We start from the raw sequence: 18485 nt of genomic DNA, 5'->3' as shown, positions 1-18485 counted from the left end.
TCCGTTCTGTCGAACGGAGTACTCCGCCGACACTGCAGTCTTCTTCGATGTTCCGCCTTGCCGCTTCTGCGCTCGACCGCGGCGAGCCGTGCGCCCGGCCAGCAATACGGCGCTCCGAGGCTTCGGAGAGGCCCTTGCTGATCGATAGAGCACAGCAGGTCACTGAGAGTCGACCTGTCTGATTCCCAAGTGCTCGTAGGCCCGCTCGGTTGCCTGGCGCCCCTTCGGCGTGCGCACCATGAGCCCCTGTTGCATAAGATAAGGCTCGTACACGTCTTCGAGCGTATCTGTGTCCTCCGAGAGCGCGGAAGCAAGCGTGGTGAGGCCGACGGGCCGGCCGCCGAACTGCACCGCGAGCAGCTCGAGGATGCGGTTGTCCATGTTGTCGAGGCCGAGCGAGTCAACCTCAAAAAAGCTCAAGGCCTGGGCTGCCACATCCTCGTCGATGTCACCGTCGCCGCGCACCTGCGCCCAGTCTCGCACGCGTTTGAGCAGGCGGTTCGCCAAACGTGGAGTACCGCGACTACGCCGTGCGATCTCAAGCGCCCCGTCCTCGGCGATGCTCACCCCCAAAATGGACGCCGAACGCCGCACAATGGAGGCCAACTCCTCGGGCGTGTAGTACTGCAGCCGGAACACGATGCCGAAACGGTCGCGCAAAGGGCCGGTAAGCAGCCCTGTGCGCGTCGTCGCGCCAACGAGCGTGAAATGCGGCAGATCGAGACGGATGGAGCGCGCCGCCGGACCCTTCCCCACCACGATGTCGAGGGCGAAGTCCTCGAGCGCAGGGTAGAGTACCTCCTCCACCATGCGGTTCAGACGGTGGATCTCGTCGATGAACAGGACGTCGCCCTCCTCGAGATTCGTGAGGATGGCAGCGAGGTCGCCCGTGCGCTCGATGGCGGGCCCGCTCGTGGTCTTGATGTTGGCGCCCAGCTCGTTGGCCACCACCGTGGCGAGCGTGGTCTTGCCAAGCCCCGGAGGCCCAGAGAACAGGATGTGGTCCACCACATCGCCGCGCGCCTGGGCCGCTTCGATGAGGATGGCGAGCGACTCCTTGATCTTCGCCTGACCCAGGTAGTCGCCGAGACGCTTCGGGCGCAGGCTGCGATCGAGCGCGAGGTCGTCCTCGGTGAGCTCGGCTCCGACCGTGCGCGCATGCGCTTCGCCGCGCGAAGCCGGACGAGCGTCGCCGGTGGCGGCGTCCGCCTCGAACACGAGCCCCTCTATTTCGATGCCGTTGTCAGCCATGGCCGCCTATCCGTTTCATCGGCGCGGTACGCCTACGCGTTCGATCCCAGTCGTTTCAGAGCGTATTGTACCAGCACGCTCTCATCGCCGTCCTCGGGCGCGCCCTTGAGGGCCACCTCCGCCTCTGCGGAGGTGAAGCCCATGGACAGGAGCGCCTCCCGTGCGCCGGCCAGCCGCTCCGCCATAACGGCAGCGATCGGAGCTTCGTCCTCGAAGAGCCCCGCGATTCCCTGGTCGAACGAGCCCTTGAGTTCGAGGATGATACGCGAGGCTGTCTTCTTGCCCACGCCGGGGATGCGCTGAACGGCGGCCACGTCCTGCGCCTGCACGGCGGCCACGAGCGCCGCCGGCGAGAACGCCGAGAGTGCGGCGAGCGCCACCTTCGGCCCCACCCCGCCCACGCCGATCAGGCGCTCGAACAGCGCCTTCTCCTCCAAGGTGAGGAAGCCGTACAGCGCGATTCCGCTATCGCTCACCTGAAGATACGTGTGCACCTCCACCGCGCCGCCCATCTCGGGCAGCTTCGAGAGGGCCGCTTGCGACATTCCCACGGCATAGCCTACGCCAGCAACCTCGACGACTGCGGAGGAGGTCGTCTTGCCCGCCAAGGTGCCTTTCAGAAACGCGATCATCGCAGGTCCTTTCCCGAATTGGGGGAATCATAGGCCACGCACGCCGCCCCGGTGCGCTGCGCAAAGCCCTCGTGCGTCGTATAACATATGGCCGCGGCTAGTGCATCGGCCGCGTGATCGGGCCGCGGCACGTCGTCGAGCGCGAGCAGCTGGCGCACCATGTACTGCACCTGGTCCTTCTCGGCCGAGCCCGTGCCCACCACCGCCAGCTTGATCTGGCTGGGCGAGAACTCGAGCACCTCGAGCCCGCGATCGGCGCACGCGACGAGCGCGGCCCCGCGCGCTTGGCCCGTAGCGAAGGCGCTCTGCACATTCGCGCCGAACCACACGGTCTCGATGCCCGCGCACGAAGGCTCGAACCGTGCGACGACGGCAGCCATCTGCTCATGGATCTTGTGCAGCCGCTGGGCGAGTGGCGCGTCCTTCGATGTGGAAACACACCCATATGCGCGGCATGTCAGGTGCGGCCCGCGCTGCGCCACGATGCCCCAGCCGGTGTTCGCCAGACCGGGATCGATGCCCAAGATGGTACGTTCGACGAGCGTCATCGTCCTCACTTCTTCTGCAAACGAATGTTCGCATGCATAGTACCACAATTCGCCGTACAGAACGAAAAAGACGCGCTCGAAAGCGCGCCTTTTCTACGATCCCTCCAACCCCCGACGGTTGTTCCAGCAACGCCCGAACCGATCAAGCGAGCCCCTCAAGCGACGTCCGCCCCCACTCAAGAGACGCCCGAACGCGCTCGCTCCGCTTCAGCGACGCCCGGATCTTCCCGCTATCGCAAGCGCCTTCTTATGGCAATCGCAATCGACCATCCGAGCAGCGCCAGCAGCGCGCAGGCAGGCGCCAAGTTCACGGCACTGTCGTCGCGCGTCGAAGCCAAACGCGCGACGGAAGGCGAGACGCCGCGCGCTCCTGCATTTTCATCAGCTCCTTCCGAGAATCGTCCGTCTCCCTCTCCGCCCTCGGACTCGCTTGGACCCTCCCCCGGGCCCTGGCCGGCATCCTTAAATTTCGCTACCAACGCTCGCGAATCCTCGACCTGGAACGAGTAGCTCGCGCTTTCGCTCACAAGACTGCCGTGTTCGTACCATCCGTCGAAGACCGCCTCGCCAAGCGGCTGCGCTTCGACGGTGACGGGCGACCCTTTCGTAACGCGCGCGTTGCCCCAGGCGTTGCCCTGGCCTTGTGCTTCGACGGTCACTGTCAGATTATCGACGTCGCCTCCGCCGTACTCTGCGTCAGGCTCTATCGTCTCCCCATAGGAGCTGTGGATGGAAAACGTCGAAGCAAGGTTGCCCTCCCCTTCGGATATCACGCCCTCGAACCGCTCCCCTTCGGACAAAGGCACGTCGCGGAATTGCACGTGGCGAAGCGAGGCTCCTTCGCCTTCGTATTCGCTGATGGTATAATCCATCTCGCCATCGCCCGTCGCGACGAGCTCGACGGAATAGGTATCGTCATCGGGTATATCGACCTTCTTGACTCCATTTTCATCGACGGTAGCTGCGAGACCATCCTGCATGATGGACTCGTCCACCTTATCGTCCTCGATACTGGCGACCAACCTTCCCTCAGAATCCCTGACATGCACATCGACAGGACATGCGACGGCTATTCCCTTGAAACGATTCTTATACATCGCCACGGTGTCAGAGGTCATCATCCATGCAAGATACGTCTCCCCACAATGCGCATCGGCGAGGTTTAAAGCGATGTCGACGGCAGCGATGCCGATCACAGCTCCACCCGCAGTCGAGACGATCGGGTGCAATCCTATGGCTTCGACGACCTTCACGATGCCGATTGCCGCAGGTGCCGCGCAATACACAAGCGCCGCCCAATCGGCACTCGTCAGATTCTCCGAACCGGTGAACTTCAACTTCATAAAAGCTTCTAGCATCGCGTGAAATGACGTCCATTCCAGCTCGTCGGTTTGATGCTTGTCTATCAAATTGAAACCCGGAAGGCCGTAGAGCCGTCCATAGAATCCGGCAATGCTGGGAGATAGCGAGAATACCGCTTCAACAGCCGCATTCGAAGCGAGCGCACCCGTGAAATATGGATGGTAGGTCTCGTTACTCGAATACTGAGCAAAATACTGTCGCATCACTGGAAGATATTGCCGAGTATACTCTGAGGAATTGGATTTTGAAGGCGTGCATAAAGACACACCGTAGCGAGCATAGCCCCACTTGGACAGGGGCGCCTTTGTCACTAAATCTTCGGGGTTCACAATGTTTATGATGTTGTCGAAGTCTTCCCCTTCCATCACGTCTTGCGACACCCCGTTCGGAGAGGCGAACGTGTACGCATACACGTTCTCACCGCCCACCGTCCTGGAAAGAGCGGCGGCTTGGATATTCGCTACCGAGCCCCCGCGGCTATGACCTGTTAGAAAATACCTTACGTCGGAAGAATCGATGTTCCTCCCCTTCAAGAAGTCTTGCAGGGCCAATGCGATCTCACCAGATGCCTTCATAAAGCTTTCGTGATAGCCGATATCGTCTTTTTCCTCATTCGAAACATTGAAGTTACCGACCCATTCCGCATTCGCCGCCGTGCCGCGCACCAAGACCATAACGAGGGGAACCGTGCTTCCATCCGCCAGTGCTATATCCTTGTAAGCCAGCGTGAAAGCGCAGGTGTCATACGAATTCGCGCGCTGCTCATCCCGATAGAAGTAGTTGGCGATATCCTCATCGGCAAACCCCATCGATCGCAGCGTCCTAAAGGCGTACGAAGCGGCCTTATCCTCCTCGGTGTACACGCTCTGCCAGGTTTTATCTCCCTCTACCCTTGGGACGACTTCGGAATACTCGGAATTGACGAACCTTCCTTCAGCATATTCCATCATGCTGAGCGCGATTCCAAGCCGTGCCAGCCGATGCTCGTAGTTCGTCGCCGGTGCATGGAACAGCGTGTCGCCCCAGTCCAACGACAGCTCCCGATCCAGCCACTTCTGCCCCTTGAGATCGACTCCGTCATACAGCGGGGCGTCTTTGTCCACGCCGACGGTCGTATGAAAGTAGACCGTCGCGCTTCCCATGTCCGGCTTTTCGGGATCGCCTCCTGCGACAAGATGCCGTTCGAAGCCGACCGGAAGGAACTTCAAAACAGGATATCCGTACGTGCCGGAGCCCATGCGCCAAACGTTCTCGAAGTCGAACCCGGCGAACGAGTCGGCGATCCTCATTTCCGCATCGGTCAAGGCCTCTACCGCTTTATATGGCCGACCTTGCAAATCCGCCGCGTCTGAGCAATACACCCCGGACTGGGTAAGTCCGCTGCGGTTATCGCAATCGGGGACGACGTGATCTGCGCGCCCGCCACCTCCTTCAGCAATAACATCCCCCACGTTGTAAAAGTTTTTGCAGTTCGTATAGAGCAGGTTCTCGCCTGCCAGACCACCGGCCGAGCTTTGCGTGCTTCCATCGCTTTGAGCGGTACTGTCGGTCACCTTCGCGGCATTGAAGCAGTTTGCGATCGTCGAGTTGCCTCCGAAGTGCCCGAACACTCCCCCGGCCAGACCGGAGCCGCGAACAGGCCCCGCATTCAGGCATTCCTCGGTCTGCGTTCCCTCGTAATAGCTCGACTCGGTATAGCCAGCAATCCCACCAGCCGGGCCGGCCTCGTTCGACACCAAAGCGAAGTTCGCGCATCGGTTTACGCGCGTGGCACTGGGCGAGCTTCCGATATACCCGCACACGCCTCCCGCCAAACCGCCCTGCACCGCGATATCCACTAGGTTGTAGCAGGAGTCGAATGCACTGCCCCGCAGATCGGCACGCCCGCACACGCCTCCTACAAACGGGATCGTTCCGACGAGACCATCGGTTCTGGCGTAATCGCTCGCAATGGATCCGGTTGCATAGCAGTTGGAAAACGCGGATCCCTCGCTTGCTTCCCCCTCCGCGTACCCTGCTATCCCGCCGATCGACCAGACCTCGCGATTCGCCGGGACGGATATCTGACAGTTTTCAACTCCAAGGTTCATTATTCGCGAACCGCTCGACAGCGTTGAGAACAATCCCAAGCGACTTGACTGACTGAGCGAATCGGCATGCGCCGTGTCGATGACCATATTCTTCACGACATGGCCGTTTCCATCGAATGCGCCCTGGAATGCTATCGGATCCCAATTACCCCAAGCCGAAAGGTCGATGTCCTCCATAAGGATATTTGACAGTCAACCAGTATAGGGATTATCTCGCTTCCTCGAGCTGCGGAAACTCGCGTCGGCCATGAACAAATGGCGGAGCACCCTTTCCACTTTGGGCCACTTCTCGTCGTCGCGCTTGACCCTGAAGAGGTAGGCGTACCAGTTGAGGTACGACTGGAGGTACTTGAGGTCCATGCCCACGTAGCCGCGCAGGTAGCGCCTCACCCACGAGCAGAGGTTGTTGACCATGGCCATGTGCTCAAGGTACTCCGGGTCCCTGGTGTCGGCCTTGCAGGGCCGGTCGATGCCCCGCACCGCCTCGACCAGCGACCTGTGGGACTTCTCCATGTCGTGGAAGATCTCCGAGCCCTCGGCGATGTGCGGGAGCAGGGCCTCCTTTATGCGCTTCGCGGACGGCTTGCCGTGCCCGCACCTGACGGCGACAACGTTCTTGCGCGCGTCGATCGCCACGGCGATGCAGATCTTGTTCTTGCTGAGGCCCTTCTTCGGCCTCCACCCGGGGTCACCCTTGAGGTCGGAGTCAGTGACGTACATCTCGTCGATCCACACCTTGCCCCCCAGCACGATCCGGTCCTGGTAGCCGTCCACGGTGGCCATGACCCGGTGGCGCCACTCCCAGGCCGTCTGGTGGGAGATGCCGCAGAGCTCGGCGCAGGCGTCGAGCTGCACGTTGAAGCACATGAGGCGTATGAAGACCACCCACCTCCAGAGCGCCCTCTTCGCGTTCTCGAAGACGGTCCCAGTGAGCGAGTTGAACTTCCGGCCGCACCGGCCGCACGACCAGGCGCGGTGGCCCGCGGGCGTGGAGCCGTCGGAGGCGCAGCCCTCGTACGAGCACGACGGGCACCTCGGCCTCGGCCTCCACTTCCGCGCCGCCTCGTCGTAGGTCCCGGCGCCGACGAGCTCGCGGCACCTCCTGGTCTCGACGGCATCCACCAGAAGGGCGAAGTCCGCGTCGGAAAGCGCGTCGACCCCGCCCGAGAAGGGGTTCGGGCTCTTCATTTGGCGTTGTCCCATCCGCGCAGGCGCCCATCCGGCCGGGACGTCGCCAAACATAGGGCCAGATGGGCACCCGCGCAAATCTACGTTTGGCAGCGTGATTGTACCACCCTGCCGCGGCGGCTAGATGAGCACGCCCTCATCCCTACACTGGTTGACTGTCGGATAAGGATATAGCAGCCTCCGTCCGAAATCGTTCGCAGCTCTTCCGCAGTAGAGATGCCGATCCACCCATCCGGAACCGTTTCGAGCTGCCTTTCCCGGACCATGAATGACTCAGGGAACAAAGTCTCCGATTCCGCATCATCGGCGAGAGCGGATCTTGGAGACAAAGGGATAGTCGAACAGGCAAGAATCAGCACGAGAATGCACCTGCATCCCATTCGAACCGCCTGCCTGCTTGCTTCAATCGCTTTCTGCATCCGCACCGTCTCCCCTCTTCATGATTACCGAATCGGAAATATACGATTTTCAAAGATCTCGATCATCATTTCAACACTGATGTCACGACTGGCGCTCCCGATGTCATGCCCGGTCGCACAACGGACATGTTTCGAACTAGCTCGGAATCACCCGACCTCGGCAACGCTGACCCATCGATGTTCCTGCTTTTCGCGTGGTGGGGCTTCTTCAGGTTTCGCCGGGCTTGCCAGCATCCGCCGGGTTTCGCTCGTTTTGCCAGGCTTCGCCGGGTTTCGCGTCAAAAGAGGTTGGAAGCTTCGGTTCTTGGCGGCGGGATAGTGCAAACCGTGACGATCGCGGAACCTTGCGCCGTCCTCGCTCTACAAAGACCTTTGGACGCGGTATGCTCGCTTCGATGCCAAGCTGTCTGATTTCGCAAGACAGCAGTTCTCGAGGAATGCGGGTTCTCGTGCACTAATTCTGGTTCTAAAGAATAGGAGCGTGCCATGGTGGAGACGAGCGCGGCAATCCCTGGATCGCTTGTGTGGGGCCACGCGTGCCTGGCGGCGTGCGCAGCGCTGTATCTGGCCTGGTGGTGGACGTTCTTCAATCCGAGCCTGCCGAAGGCGACGGGCGCGCTGTACGCGACGGGCGTGGGATTCATCGTGGGCGCCGTCATCCTGGGCATAGCAGTGGTCGCGCTCATCGTCGCAGGCCTCGCGGGACTCGGCGCAGGCGGACGCGGCGGTTTGCCGGTTCCGGTCTGGGCGTTCGCCGTAGGCGGGATCTGCGCGTATTTCGCGCTCGTTTTCGCCACGACGAGGATCTTCGGCAGGCCCGTCACCACGGAGCTTCTGCTGTTCGTGCTGTGGGCGGCGCTCGAGTTCGCCGTGCTGAACGCCCTTGCCGGGTCGGGGGCGCTCGCAGCCGCAGCGGCTGTCGGACTTGCGGCAGCGGTGGTCGCAGTGTTCGTCGGCTGCCTGGCGTGCTACCTGCTGTACTTCCGGTTGCAGCCCCTGCCCTCGTTCGTGGCGGGTGCTCTGCCGCTTCTCGTCGTCGGCGTGTTCGCCGCGATCATGGCCGTCGTGATCGCTCGACTGTAAGCCGCCCGATACGCAGCGGACGCGCCCGAAGGCGCGCCCGTGAAAAACAGCGTGGTCGTTCGAAGAGGTCCCTATTCGTCCAACGCCTCGGCGATCTCATCGGTGATGTCCATGGCGTGGTAGACGTTTTGCAGATCTTCGAGCTCCTCCAGCCTGTCGATGAGGCGCATGACCTTCTTCGCGTCGACCACGCTCACCTGGGCGGGCGTGGTGGGCTCCATCGTCATCTCGGCGCCCTTCACCTCGATGCCCTGCTCCTCGAGAGCCTTCTTCACGGCCATGAGGTCGGTCGGAGCGGTGTAGACGATCCACTCGTCCTCGGCGTCCTCATAGTCGTCGCCGCCGGCCTCGGCTACGGCCATCATGAACTCGTCCTCGTCCGCCGCGGCGCCGTTGGGGCCGATGGGGTTCTTCTTATCGCCGGTCTCGATCTCCTTAGCAACCATGACCTGGCCCTTGCGCTCGAACATGAACGCTACCGAGCCCGACGTGCCCAAGTTGCCGCCAGCATGGCTGAATGCGGCGCGCACATCGGCGGCGGTGCGGTTGCGGTTGTCCGTGAGCGCCTCGCAGTAGATGGCGACGCCGGCCGGGCCGTAGCCCTCGTAGATCACGGTCTCGTAGTTGGCGGCGTCCTTGCCGGTGCCGAACGCCTTGTCGATAGCGACTTTGATCTTGTCCTTCGGCAGGGAGTAGCCCTTGGCCTTCTCGATGGCGGCCGCGAGCGATGCGTTGTTGTCGGGGTTGGGATCGCCGCCTTCTTTCGCAGCCACCGTGATGTTGCGGCACAGCTTGCTGAACAGAGCGGAGCGCTTCGCGTCCACAGCAGCCTTACGATGTTTGGTTGTAGCCCACTTTGAGTGCCCTGACATATACGTCCCTTCCGTTGGTGCTTTTGCCAGCCGTTTATTTTAGCATACCCCTTCAAATCCCCCGGTCGCTTTCGCATGGTCTTCAAAAACGCGGAAACGAATTCGGAGCCGATTGGACTCAGAACCTGAAAACTCGCAACCATCGGACGGACACGCGCGACGGAGGCGAGCGAACGGGCCGGAACGCCCACCCCGCACGCCCGGATGGCTCGCGGCGCGAGCCTTCTCTCCGGATGATCCCCAACGCGCTTCCAGCGCAGATCCCAGCGGCCGTCGATGCCTTGCCCGCTGTCCCCTCGCGCGCTTCCAACCCCTTTCCACCACGGATCCGTTGCAAATCAAGCACGTTGTCAATGGGAGTAATATCAAAAAAATACCTGATCAAATACGCTATTTTGATATTGATGAAAATTCAGGAACGTGATATTTTCACCCTATGGAACCGGCCCTTCTTCTCATATGCGACGCCTCGGCACTCCTCTATTGGCGCTCCGTCGGAGCTGGCTCAGGCCCTCCTCCTCGTGCCATGCGTGCAATGCGCGCACCGGGAAACGGAAACGCGGGCAAACCAAGCCCCGATCGCATCGCATACTTCCTGCGCAGATATCCCGCACTCGCCCGCGAGCCGCTCCATCTTCTCGTATCGAGTGGCGAAGCCCGACTCCGCTGCAAGGGAATCCGGTGCTTCGTCCATGCGGGCGCATTCCCTTCCCGTTCTTTTTCCGAGATCGAAAAGGACATATTCGTGCTTTCGCCCGAGCTATGCTTTCTGCGCCATGCCTCCAAGCTGTCTCTTCCACACGCAGCTCAACTGGGTCTTGAGTTCTGCGGAGCCTACAGCTTGTCAGCTGGCGAAACGAGAAGCGCGCGAAAACGCGCTCCGATCACGAACACAGCCTTCCTCAAGTCATACGTCGAGAATTGCACCGGCGAGCGAGGAATCGCCGAAGCTCAACGCGCATTGCGATATGTTGAAGACGGATCGGAATCACCGCGCGAAACGATGGTCGCTCTTTTGCTCGATCTGCCCGCTCGCCTAGGTGGCTGCGGAGACCCTCCACCGAAAATGAATTATGCGATTCCTCTGCCCAAGAACGCCCGCAAGGCAACCGGAAGGCGTTCGCTGCGATGCGATCTGCTTTGGCCGGAAGAAAAACTGGCCATCGAATACGACAGCGACCTCCACCATACCGGCTCTGAACGGATAGCCAGCGACGCAACGCGCAGAACTGTCTTGACTCATCTTGGCTTCGAGGTGGTGACGGTAGCCAACCGCCACATGCACAATACCGCCGAGTTCGAGGTGGTGGCCCGCCGCGTCGCACATCGCCTTGACAGGCGGTTTCGTCCTGATCGATCCTGGAGAGCAAACCATATTGAACTTCGCCGCCAGCTGCTTGATCCCCCTTAAGCCAGCACGCCACTTGCTGCTTTCCGCGGCTTCACGCGTCTGAACCATCTTCCATACGACTGCACTGCCGAAAAAGATGCCGGTTTGGCACGAAATTGCGCCCTTGGACATCCTCTACGTGCATCTCAGAAGCATTTCCCCAGGTCGTTTTTTGATTTACCAAAACAATCATGAGATTTCGTGCCAAACCGGCGTCTTTTTCGGCAGCAACTTGCCCTGCGCTTTAGCATGCTAAAGCGCAGGGAGCGGAAGAGGGAGCGGAAGAGGGAGCGGAAGAGGGAGCGGAAGAGGGAGCGGAAGAGGGAGCGGAAGAGGGAGCGGAAGAGGGAGCGGAAGAGGGAGCGGAAGAGGGAGCGGAAGAGGGAGCGGAAGAGGGAGCGGAAGAGGGAGCGGAATGCACGGCTTAAGCCAACTGCATACGTCTCGAAGCGCTTGCCGGCGCAAAAGCCCGTGGGCTGGGTTTCTGTTGACACCGCTACAAGCCCGGCGCATCATGTTCTAATGCACACGAGCGAGACGGCGACGCGGGCGAACGTCACGGCTGCCGCCGTCCATCCCGAAGGAGACCGACCACATGCGCTACATCCACTGCCTGAACAACATCTCCGCCAAGGGCACCGACCTGCTCACCGACGCCTACGAGCTCACCGACGACCTTTCCCGGGCCGAAGGGATCCTCGTCCGCAGCGCCGCCATGCACGATCTGGAGCTTCCCAAGTGTCTGCGAGCCGTCGCGCGCGCGGGCGCGGGCGTGAACAACATTCCGCTCGAGCATTGCTCGCAGAAGGGAGTTGTCGTATTCAACACGCCGGGCGCCAATGCGAACGCTGTAAAGGAGCTCGTCATCGGCGCGCTCATGCTGGGCAGCCGCGGCATCGTAGAAGGCATCGAGTGGTGCCGCGCCAACGCCGACGACCCGAACATCGCCAAGGCGGTCGAGAAAGCCAAGAAACAGTTCGCCGGACGCGAGATCCTGGGCAAGAAGCTGGGCGTCATAGGCCTGGGCGCCATCGGCGCGCAGGTGGCGAACGCGGCCGTCGACCTGGGCATGGACGTCTACGGCTACGATCCTTACGTCTCCCTTGGCGCGGCGTGGAGCATGTCGAGCGCCGTGCACCACGTCACCGAGCTCGACGAGCTGCTGCGCACCTGCGACTACTTCACCATCCACGTGCCCGCCGTCGAAGAGACCATCGGCATGATCGATGAGCGCGCCTGCTCGCTCATGAAGGACGGAGCGGTGTTCCTGAACTTCTCGCGCGACACCCTCGTGGACAACGACGCCATGGCCGCCGCGCTCGAATCGGGCAAAGTCCATGCCTACATCACCGATTTCGCCACCCCCGAGGTCATGCGGATGAAAGGGGCCGTCGTTCTTCCTCACTTGGGCGCGTCCACTGAGGAAGCCGAAGAGAACTGCGCGATGATGGCCGTTCGCCAGATGATGGACTACCTGGAGCGCGGCGCCATCGTCAACTCCGTGAACTACCCCGCTTGCGATCCCGGCCCCATGCCGGAGATCGGCAGCCGCGTCTGCGTGCTGCACGAGAACGTGCCGAACATGATCAGCCAGATAGCCACCGCGTTCGGCGAGGCAAACGTCAACATCGGGAACATGGTGAACAAGGCGCGCGGCGAATACGCCTACACCTGCCTGGATCTTGACCAGGAGATGCCCTACGATGCCGTGAAGAAGCAGCTCGGCGGCATCGCGGGCGTGCGGCGCGTGCGCGTGCTCTAAAAGGCCGCTGAAACCCCAACGACCTCGCGGCCCCGTCGGATGATCCGGCGGGGCCGCATCCGTTGAAGACGCCTATGAGACGGAGGCCCCATGAGAACCACGCAGCTGGAATGCTTCGCATCGGTCGCGTGCCATCGCAGCTTCACGAAGGCCGCTGAGGAGCTGCACATCGCGCAGCCGGCCGTCAGCCAGCAGATTCAGGCGCTCGAGCAGGAGCTCGGATTCAAGCTGTTCGACCGCACGCATCAAGAGGTCGTCCTCACGCGCGCAGGACGGTCGTACTATCCGAACGCCCTGTCCGTGCTGGAAGAACTCGAGGCGGCGCGCGACATGGGAAGGGCCATTGCGCAAGGCTACTCGGGCGAGTTGAGCTTCGGCGTATTCGGCAGCTCGCAAAGCTCCGACATGCAGGCTATCAAACAGTTCCACCACGAGCACCCCGGCGTCAGGCTGCGCTTCAGGCGCGCGTTCTCCAAAGAGCAGCGCAAGCAGCTGGTCGCAGGCCAGTTTGACACATGCTTCACCGCCGCAGGGAGCATCTGCGACGACGAGCGCATCGCCGTCGCCGGCCGCAGATCGAACAAACCCTTCCTACTCGTCCATCAGAGCCACCCGCTCGCGTCCAAAAGCTCGATACGCGCGGAAGAACTCATCCGCTACACGAACATATTCGCCGCACACGACAGGCGCGATGCGGAATCGGTGATCCCGCCGGTACTGGGAGATGCCGCTCCCGAGAGCATCCTGTTCGCCGAGGATCAGGACATCGCCTGGCTCATGATGCGGCTCGGGCTGGGCGTACAGCTGGTTCCGGAAAGCGTCGTTTCGTTCAAGCAGGAGGATGTGCACGCCCTTGAGATCGAGGGCATAACCTGGTCGCTCGAGACGGCATGGGTCTATCTCAAGGACAACGAGAACCCCGCGCTGAAGGCGTTCGTCGACCTGCTGGACGGCGAAGGGCTGTGACGCGACGCGGCCGCATGGTTCGGGCGACATCGGCAAGCCTTTCCAGCAGGTATCATAAGCAAACGGCATAACGCCGTGCGAAACGGGTATTTCACACGGCGCTTCCCTCTTCCTACACTTGAGGGCATCGGAGCATCGACTTTCCCCACCTGCGGAGAAGGCCGAAGCGCGAAGACCATCACGTTTTGGAGGAGGGACCATGGAAACATCGAAGGGAATCTCGAGACGCAGCTTCATCGGAGGGGGCATGGCCGGGGCGGCGGGACTCGTCGCCGCAGGGCTGCTTTCCTCATGCTCGCCCGGATCGCAGGCAACGACCGAGCAGAGCGCGACCGAGGGTGAAGCTGCCCAGATCAAAACTGCCGACGAGACCGTCGAGTCGAACATCCTCATCGTCGGGTCGGGCGCGGCGGGCCTCATGGCGGCCTACGAGGCGGGCAAAGCAGGTGCCGAGAACATCCTTGTCATAGCGAACTGCCCGTCCATCGAAGCGAACAACGGCAATATGGTCAGCGGCACGGCGGCCGTCGAAACGCCCTACACCGAGGCCGCCGGACAGGACTACTCCATCGAGCAGCTGTTCGACCGCATGGTCAATTTCGCTCACTGGACCGTGAACGCGCGGCTGTTAAAGACCTGCGTGGAGCTGCTGCCAGGCAACATCGACATCTTCGACGAGCTGGGTATCGAGCTTACGCTGGGCGCCGACCGCTACAGCATCGGCTTCGAAGAGGTGCACCTGTTCGGCACCGAAAACAAGAGCGCCGTGTTCCAGAAGCATCTGGAGGATGCCTACGGCGTGCAGTTCCGCTTCTCGACCGAGGCGAAGCATGCGCTCATGGAGGACGGCGCCTGCGTGGGCGTGCAGGCCGAAGACGAGGACGGAAAAGTTATCGACTTCAAGGCGAAGGCCACATTGCTAGCATGCGGCGGCTACATCGACAACCCCGATATGCTCAAAGAGGTGTACGGCGACATGACCATCGTGGCATCGTCCACCGAATGGCAGAAGGGGCTCGGCGTCAAAATCGCCCAAGAGGCGGGAGCCTTCCGCGAGAGCACGCATGGCTTAGGCATGAACGACATCTTCGGATCGACCGAAGAGCTGGGCTTCAACCTTGGCAACCCGCTTCTAGGCGCCGCGTTCTACGGCGGGCTGATCGTCGACGAGCACGGCAAGCGCTTCATGAACGAGTACATGCTGGCCAACGAGTCCATGGCCGGCGGCGGCGAGGCCACGCTGCACGTGAAGCAGTACTACGCCATCTTCGGACAGCGCGTCATCGACGCGTTGAAGGAGCAGGGTTACTACCAGATCATCGACAGCCCCGAGTTCTGGGTATCGGGCATGCTGCTGTATGGCCAGCCGTTAGAAGACCTGGACCAGAGCCTGCAGGACGCCATCGACACCGGCTGGGTGTTCAAGGGCGACACCATCGCCGACGTGGCCGCGCAGGCGGGCCTTGACGAGCTGGAGACGACGGTGGAAGCGTACGACGACATGGCGGCAGCCGGTGTGGACACGATGTTCGGCAAGCGCGCCGAGATGCTGATTCCCGTGGCAGACGGAGGCCCATACTACCTGTTCAAGTACAATCCAGGCGCCTTCAATACGTTCGGCGGATGCCGTACCGACGAATTCACGCGCGCGCTGCGCGCCGACTTCAGCCCCATCGAGGGCCTCTACATCGCCGGCGTGGAGAACGGCAGCCTCTACAGCCGCCCGTACTACGATGTGGGAGGCACCTGCTCGGGCCTGGCTTACAGCTCCGGGCGCCTTGCCGGCATGCAGATGGCGGAATACACGAGCTAACTGTTTCGGCGACTCGCCCTGCGAATGCAACCGCGAGTCGCGCACATTGGCCGGCTTCGGAACCCCTCCCCGAAGCCGGCCTTGCACGTATCGATCGATTATCCGGAAACGAGCCGCGCAAGATAGTCGCGCGGCGATATGACCGGCACTTCGCCGCCTCGGCCATCCCTCTCATCGCGCGTGATGATATACGATAGCCGCGCTTCTTCGCTCGCGGCGAGGTCCAGATAGCGTTCGAGGTTGGACTCCATTTCGGTTGCCGTTATGACCATGGCCTTCGCCTTTGATCGAACCACCGCCCTACGAGCGCCGAGGTGCTCCCGTCGAAGCCTTCATGTTGGCAGACCGAGCGCAGATTGTTTAAACCTTGCTTTACGGGCGCAATACGTTGAGCGCTTTCGGCTCCACGCTCACATCGAACGTGCGCGCCTCGATGCGCTCTCCATCGATCTGGGCAGGCGGCACCTCATCGAACTCCACGTGCAACGTTCGAAAGCGCCGCATGTCTATTTGTTCGAATCCCGTATGCTTGCCACCCTTCGCGCGCAGGAATAGATAGACGGCTCGCACCGTGCCCAAAGGCGGATGCGCGATGCACGCATCGAGCAGGCCGTCGTCAAGATGCGCCTCAGGACAGATCTCGAAGCCGCCGCCGTAGAACGGCCCCACCTGCACGGCGAACGCGTAGGAACATCCCTGTTCCGACTCGCCTTCGTCGAACGACGCCTCATAACGTCGCTCGTCCAAATGATGGAGCACCTGGTCGATGCCCGCCTCCATGTACAGGACCGTGCCCGTCCGACCGGTACGCACGCGGCGGTCCACGGTATCGAGCGCAATGGCAGCATCCAGGCCGAACGACAGCGTCTCCACGAACCACCGTCCGTTCGCCCATCCCACGTCCGTCGGGAGCGCCTCAGCCTTGAACAGCTGCGCGCATGCCTCGTCCACGTTGGCGGAGATGCCGAGAGCGCGGGCGTAGTCGTTGCCCGACCCCACTGGAATAATACCGAATGCAGGTCTATCTTCGATCGCACGACGCATAATGCCGTTCGCCGCCTCGTGGATGACGCCGTCGCCACCGAGGGCGATCACGGTCGAGCATCCTTTGGAGCGCTCGGCAATCTCGCTCGCGTGGCGGGGCCCCGCCGTTCGCGCAAGCACGACGGCGTCCTCCCCGAAATAAGCGCGCAAGATCGAAGCCGCCCGCTCCGCAGCGGCGGAACCGGCGCCGTTCTGCGCCGCAGGATTTGCTATGAGCAGGATCTTTCCCTCGTCCATTGGCTAGGACCGTCCTTCCGAGGCATGGAGACCGACTGCATGCCGATAAACGGCGGCGCAGCATCAGTATTATAGCGCGCCCGCAGCGCGTCACGGACAGGGCCCGGACACCACAGTGCCGCGCCTCGGATACCGGCGTGTTCCCGCGCGATACGACGCCGATCCCCAGGGACGTGCGACATTGAAGCCGCCTTACCGAGCGGCAAGCGCTCGGCAACGCGCGCGACCGCGCGCCGCGCAGCTTCCGCAGCCGGGCTACCATGCAGTCGCTGCAACCGATACCGACGGAAGGAGCTATATATGTCCGATTCCGCTCTTTTAGAGACCCAGCCCCCCAAAGCTGGCTATGCAATGGACGACACGCGCGAGAACATCAATCCGAAACCCCAGGTGGAAAGCGATTCGTATCGGCCTTCAGGCAAGCTTGAGGGTCGGGCTGCTCTCGTTACCGGAGGAGACAGCGGCATCGGGGCCGCCGTGGCCATCGCCTTCGCGAAAGAGGGCGCTGACGTGGCCATCGCGTACTACTCGTCCGACGACGACGCTCAAAGCATTGCCGAGCGCATCCGGCAGCTCGGTCGGCACGCGCTCGTATTCAAAGGCGATGTGGGCAACGAGGAATTCTGCCGCAGCATGGTCGACAGCATCGTAGGAGAGTGGGGCCGCATCGACGTGCTTGTGAACAACGCCGGTGAGCAAACACCGTGCAAGAGCATTCTCGATCTGACCGAAGAGCAGATCGTCCGCACGTTCCAGACCAACATCTTCAGCATGTTCTTCCTGGTGAAAGCCGCGTTGCCCCATCTGCCGGGCGACGGGGCCATCGTCAACACGACCTCGGTCACCGCCTACCAGGGCTCGCCCGACCTCCTGGATTACTCGGCCACCAAGGGCGCCATCACCGCGTTCACGCGCTCTCTTTCCGAAAACGAGGAACTTGTCAAGCGCGGCATTCGCGTGAACGCCGTGGCGCCGGGCCCGATCTGGACCCCGCTCAATCCCGCATCGTACGGCCCCGACAGCGAGAAGGTGCGCCACTTCGGCGAGAGCGTGCCTATGGGCCGCGCCGGACAGCCCTACGAACTTGCTCCCGCCTACGTGTTTCTGGCCTGCGACGATTCTAGCTACGTTTCCGGCCAGGTCATCCATGTGAACGGAGGCACCGTGGTCAACGGTTGACGTCTCGAGCACTGGCCGCAGGGTCCGTCGGGCTCTGCGGCCGTGCACCTCGTTCGCCGCCAGGGACGCTCTGTTATACACCGCGCTCGATACGGCCGAATAAGCTCTCGGCCATATCCCTACCGTCACCGCTGTGGGAACGCTCTCCTATGCGCGTTCCCACAGCCCCGTTTTGCCGCCGTCCTTTTTCAGCAGACGAATGTCCATGATCTCCATGCCACGATCAACCGCCTTGCACATGTCGTAGACGGTGAGGCACGCCACGCTCGCGGCGGTGAGGGCTTCCATCTCGATGCCGGTCTTACCGGTGACTCCGCAGGTGCAGGTCACTTGGATGCCCGTGCGGCCGTCTGGGCGCTCGTTCGCAACCACGGGGGCGCATTCGACTTTGGCCTTCGTGATGTTAAGCGGATGGCACATGGGAATAAGCTCGCTCGTGCGCTTGGCAGCCATGACGCCCGCCACGCGCGCGCAGGCAAGCACGTCGCCTTTCGCGGCCGCGCCTTCCACGATAAGGGCCAGCGTCTCGGGCTTCATGCTGATGAAGCCCTCGGCCACGGCCACACGCTCGGTATCCGGCTTCGCGGACACATCCACCATGCGAACGTCGCCGCGCTCGTCGATATGGGTAAGGTGCTGCTCGATCATG

15 protein-coding genes are annotated in these 18485 nt (G+C 61.9%); 6 read left to right on the top strand and 9 right to left on the bottom strand.

Annotated features, from left to right (window positions below; translation table 11 throughout):
- Window positions 1-159: 159 nt before the first annotated feature.
- The 5 genes from ruvB to ABGT83_RS00815 all read right to left on the bottom strand — a co-directional run bounded on the left by ruvB (window position 160) and on the right by ABGT83_RS00815 (window position 7071).
- Entirely contained in the window at window positions 160-1251 is a 1092-nt protein-coding gene (gene ruvB, locus ABGT83_RS00835; protein WP_346685559.1) for a Holliday junction branch migration DNA helicase RuvB, read from the bottom strand.
- A 32-nt stretch (window positions 1252-1283) separates the two neighbouring features.
- Window positions 1284-1883, bottom strand: coding sequence for a Holliday junction branch migration protein RuvA (ruvA, locus tag ABGT83_RS00830; protein ID WP_103264162.1), 600 nt, complete (start codon window positions 1881-1883; stop codon window positions 1284-1286).
- Entirely contained in the window at window positions 1880-2431 is a 552-nt protein-coding gene (gene ruvC / locus ABGT83_RS00825; RefSeq protein WP_103264161.1) for a crossover junction endodeoxyribonuclease RuvC, read from the bottom strand. The genes ruvA and ruvC overlap by 4 nt, the downstream gene beginning before the upstream one ends.
- A 230-nt stretch (window positions 2432-2661) precedes the next feature.
- A complete protein-coding gene (locus tag ABGT83_RS00820) occupies window positions 2662-5970 on the bottom strand; it encodes a lipase family protein (RefSeq protein WP_346685910.1) in 3309 nt (1102 codons plus the stop codon).
- A gap of 105 nt (window positions 5971-6075) precedes the next feature.
- Window positions 6076-7071 carry an IS1595 family transposase gene (locus ABGT83_RS00815; protein WP_346685558.1) on the bottom strand — a complete coding sequence of 332 codons (996 nt, stop codon included), beginning with the start codon at window positions 7069-7071 and terminating at the stop codon, window positions 6076-6078.
- A 905-nt stretch (window positions 7072-7976) separates the two neighbouring features.
- On the opposite strand from ABGT83_RS00815, the gene ABGT83_RS00810 reads away from it, so the two are divergent.
- Window positions 7977-8573: a hypothetical protein gene (locus tag ABGT83_RS00810; RefSeq protein ID WP_103264159.1), complete on the top strand. Its 597-nt coding sequence runs from the start codon at window positions 7977-7979 to the stop codon at window positions 8571-8573.
- A 71-nt stretch (window positions 8574-8644) separates the two neighbouring features.
- Here ABGT83_RS00810 and ABGT83_RS00805 read toward each other — a convergent pair whose 3' ends face one another.
- Complete coding sequence (locus tag ABGT83_RS00805) at window positions 8645-9445, bottom strand: YebC/PmpR family DNA-binding transcriptional regulator (RefSeq protein ID WP_103264158.1); 801 nt, start codon at window positions 9443-9445, stop codon at window positions 8645-8647.
- A 745-nt stretch (window positions 9446-10190) separates the two neighbouring features.
- On the opposite strand from ABGT83_RS00805, the gene ABGT83_RS00800 reads away from it, so the two are divergent.
- The 4 genes from ABGT83_RS00800 to ABGT83_RS00785 all read left to right on the top strand — a co-directional run bounded on the left by ABGT83_RS00800 (window position 10191) and on the right by ABGT83_RS00785 (window position 15376).
- Entirely contained in the window at window positions 10191-10856 is a 666-nt protein-coding gene (locus ABGT83_RS00800) for a hypothetical protein (RefSeq protein WP_346685557.1), read from the top strand.
- Between the two features lie 574 nt (window positions 10857-11430).
- Window positions 11431-12597, top strand: a complete 1167-nt coding sequence (locus ABGT83_RS00795; RefSeq protein ID WP_103264155.1) for a phosphoglycerate dehydrogenase — start codon at window positions 11431-11433, stop codon at window positions 12595-12597.
- Window positions 12598-12687: 90 nt separating this feature from the next.
- Window positions 12688-13563, top strand: a complete 876-nt coding sequence (locus ABGT83_RS00790) for a LysR family transcriptional regulator (RefSeq protein WP_346685556.1) — start codon at window positions 12688-12690, stop codon at window positions 13561-13563.
- A 199-nt stretch (window positions 13564-13762) separates the two neighbouring features.
- Window positions 13763-15376, top strand: a complete 1614-nt coding sequence (locus ABGT83_RS00785; RefSeq protein WP_346685555.1) for an FAD-dependent oxidoreductase — start codon at window positions 13763-13765, stop codon at window positions 15374-15376.
- A 98-nt stretch (window positions 15377-15474) separates the two neighbouring features.
- Here the strand turns inward: ABGT83_RS00785 and ABGT83_RS00780 are convergent, their stop codons facing one another.
- Both ABGT83_RS00780 and ABGT83_RS00775 read right to left on the bottom strand, forming a co-directional pair.
- A complete protein-coding gene (locus tag ABGT83_RS00780) occupies window positions 15475-15648 on the bottom strand; it encodes a hypothetical protein (RefSeq protein WP_157938918.1) in 174 nt (57 codons plus the stop codon).
- A gap of 100 nt (window positions 15649-15748) precedes the next feature.
- Entirely contained in the window at window positions 15749-16657 is a 909-nt protein-coding gene (locus ABGT83_RS00775) for a diacylglycerol/lipid kinase family protein (RefSeq protein WP_346685554.1), read from the bottom strand.
- Window positions 16658-16957: 300 nt separating this feature from the next.
- Here ABGT83_RS00775 and ABGT83_RS00770 point away from each other — a divergent pair, with 300 nt between their 5' ends.
- A complete protein-coding gene (locus ABGT83_RS00770; RefSeq protein WP_103264151.1) occupies window positions 16958-17836 on the top strand; it encodes a glucose 1-dehydrogenase in 879 nt (292 codons plus the stop codon).
- A gap of 147 nt (window positions 17837-17983) precedes the next feature.
- Here ABGT83_RS00770 and moaC read toward each other — a convergent pair whose 3' ends face one another.
- On the bottom strand, window positions 17984-18484 hold the full coding sequence (moaC, locus tag ABGT83_RS00765; protein WP_346685553.1) for a cyclic pyranopterin monophosphate synthase MoaC: 501 nt from the start codon (window positions 18482-18484) through the stop codon (window positions 17984-17986).
- Window position 18485: the final 1 nt, after the last annotated feature.

The organism is Enteroscipio rubneri (assembly GCF_963929405.1).
GTDB classification, from domain to species: domain Bacteria; phylum Actinomycetota; class Coriobacteriia; order Coriobacteriales; family Eggerthellaceae; genus Enteroscipio; species Enteroscipio rubneri.
Note: the sequence above shows the minus strand (reverse complement) of the source record. Positions and strands in the feature narration are given on the sequence as shown.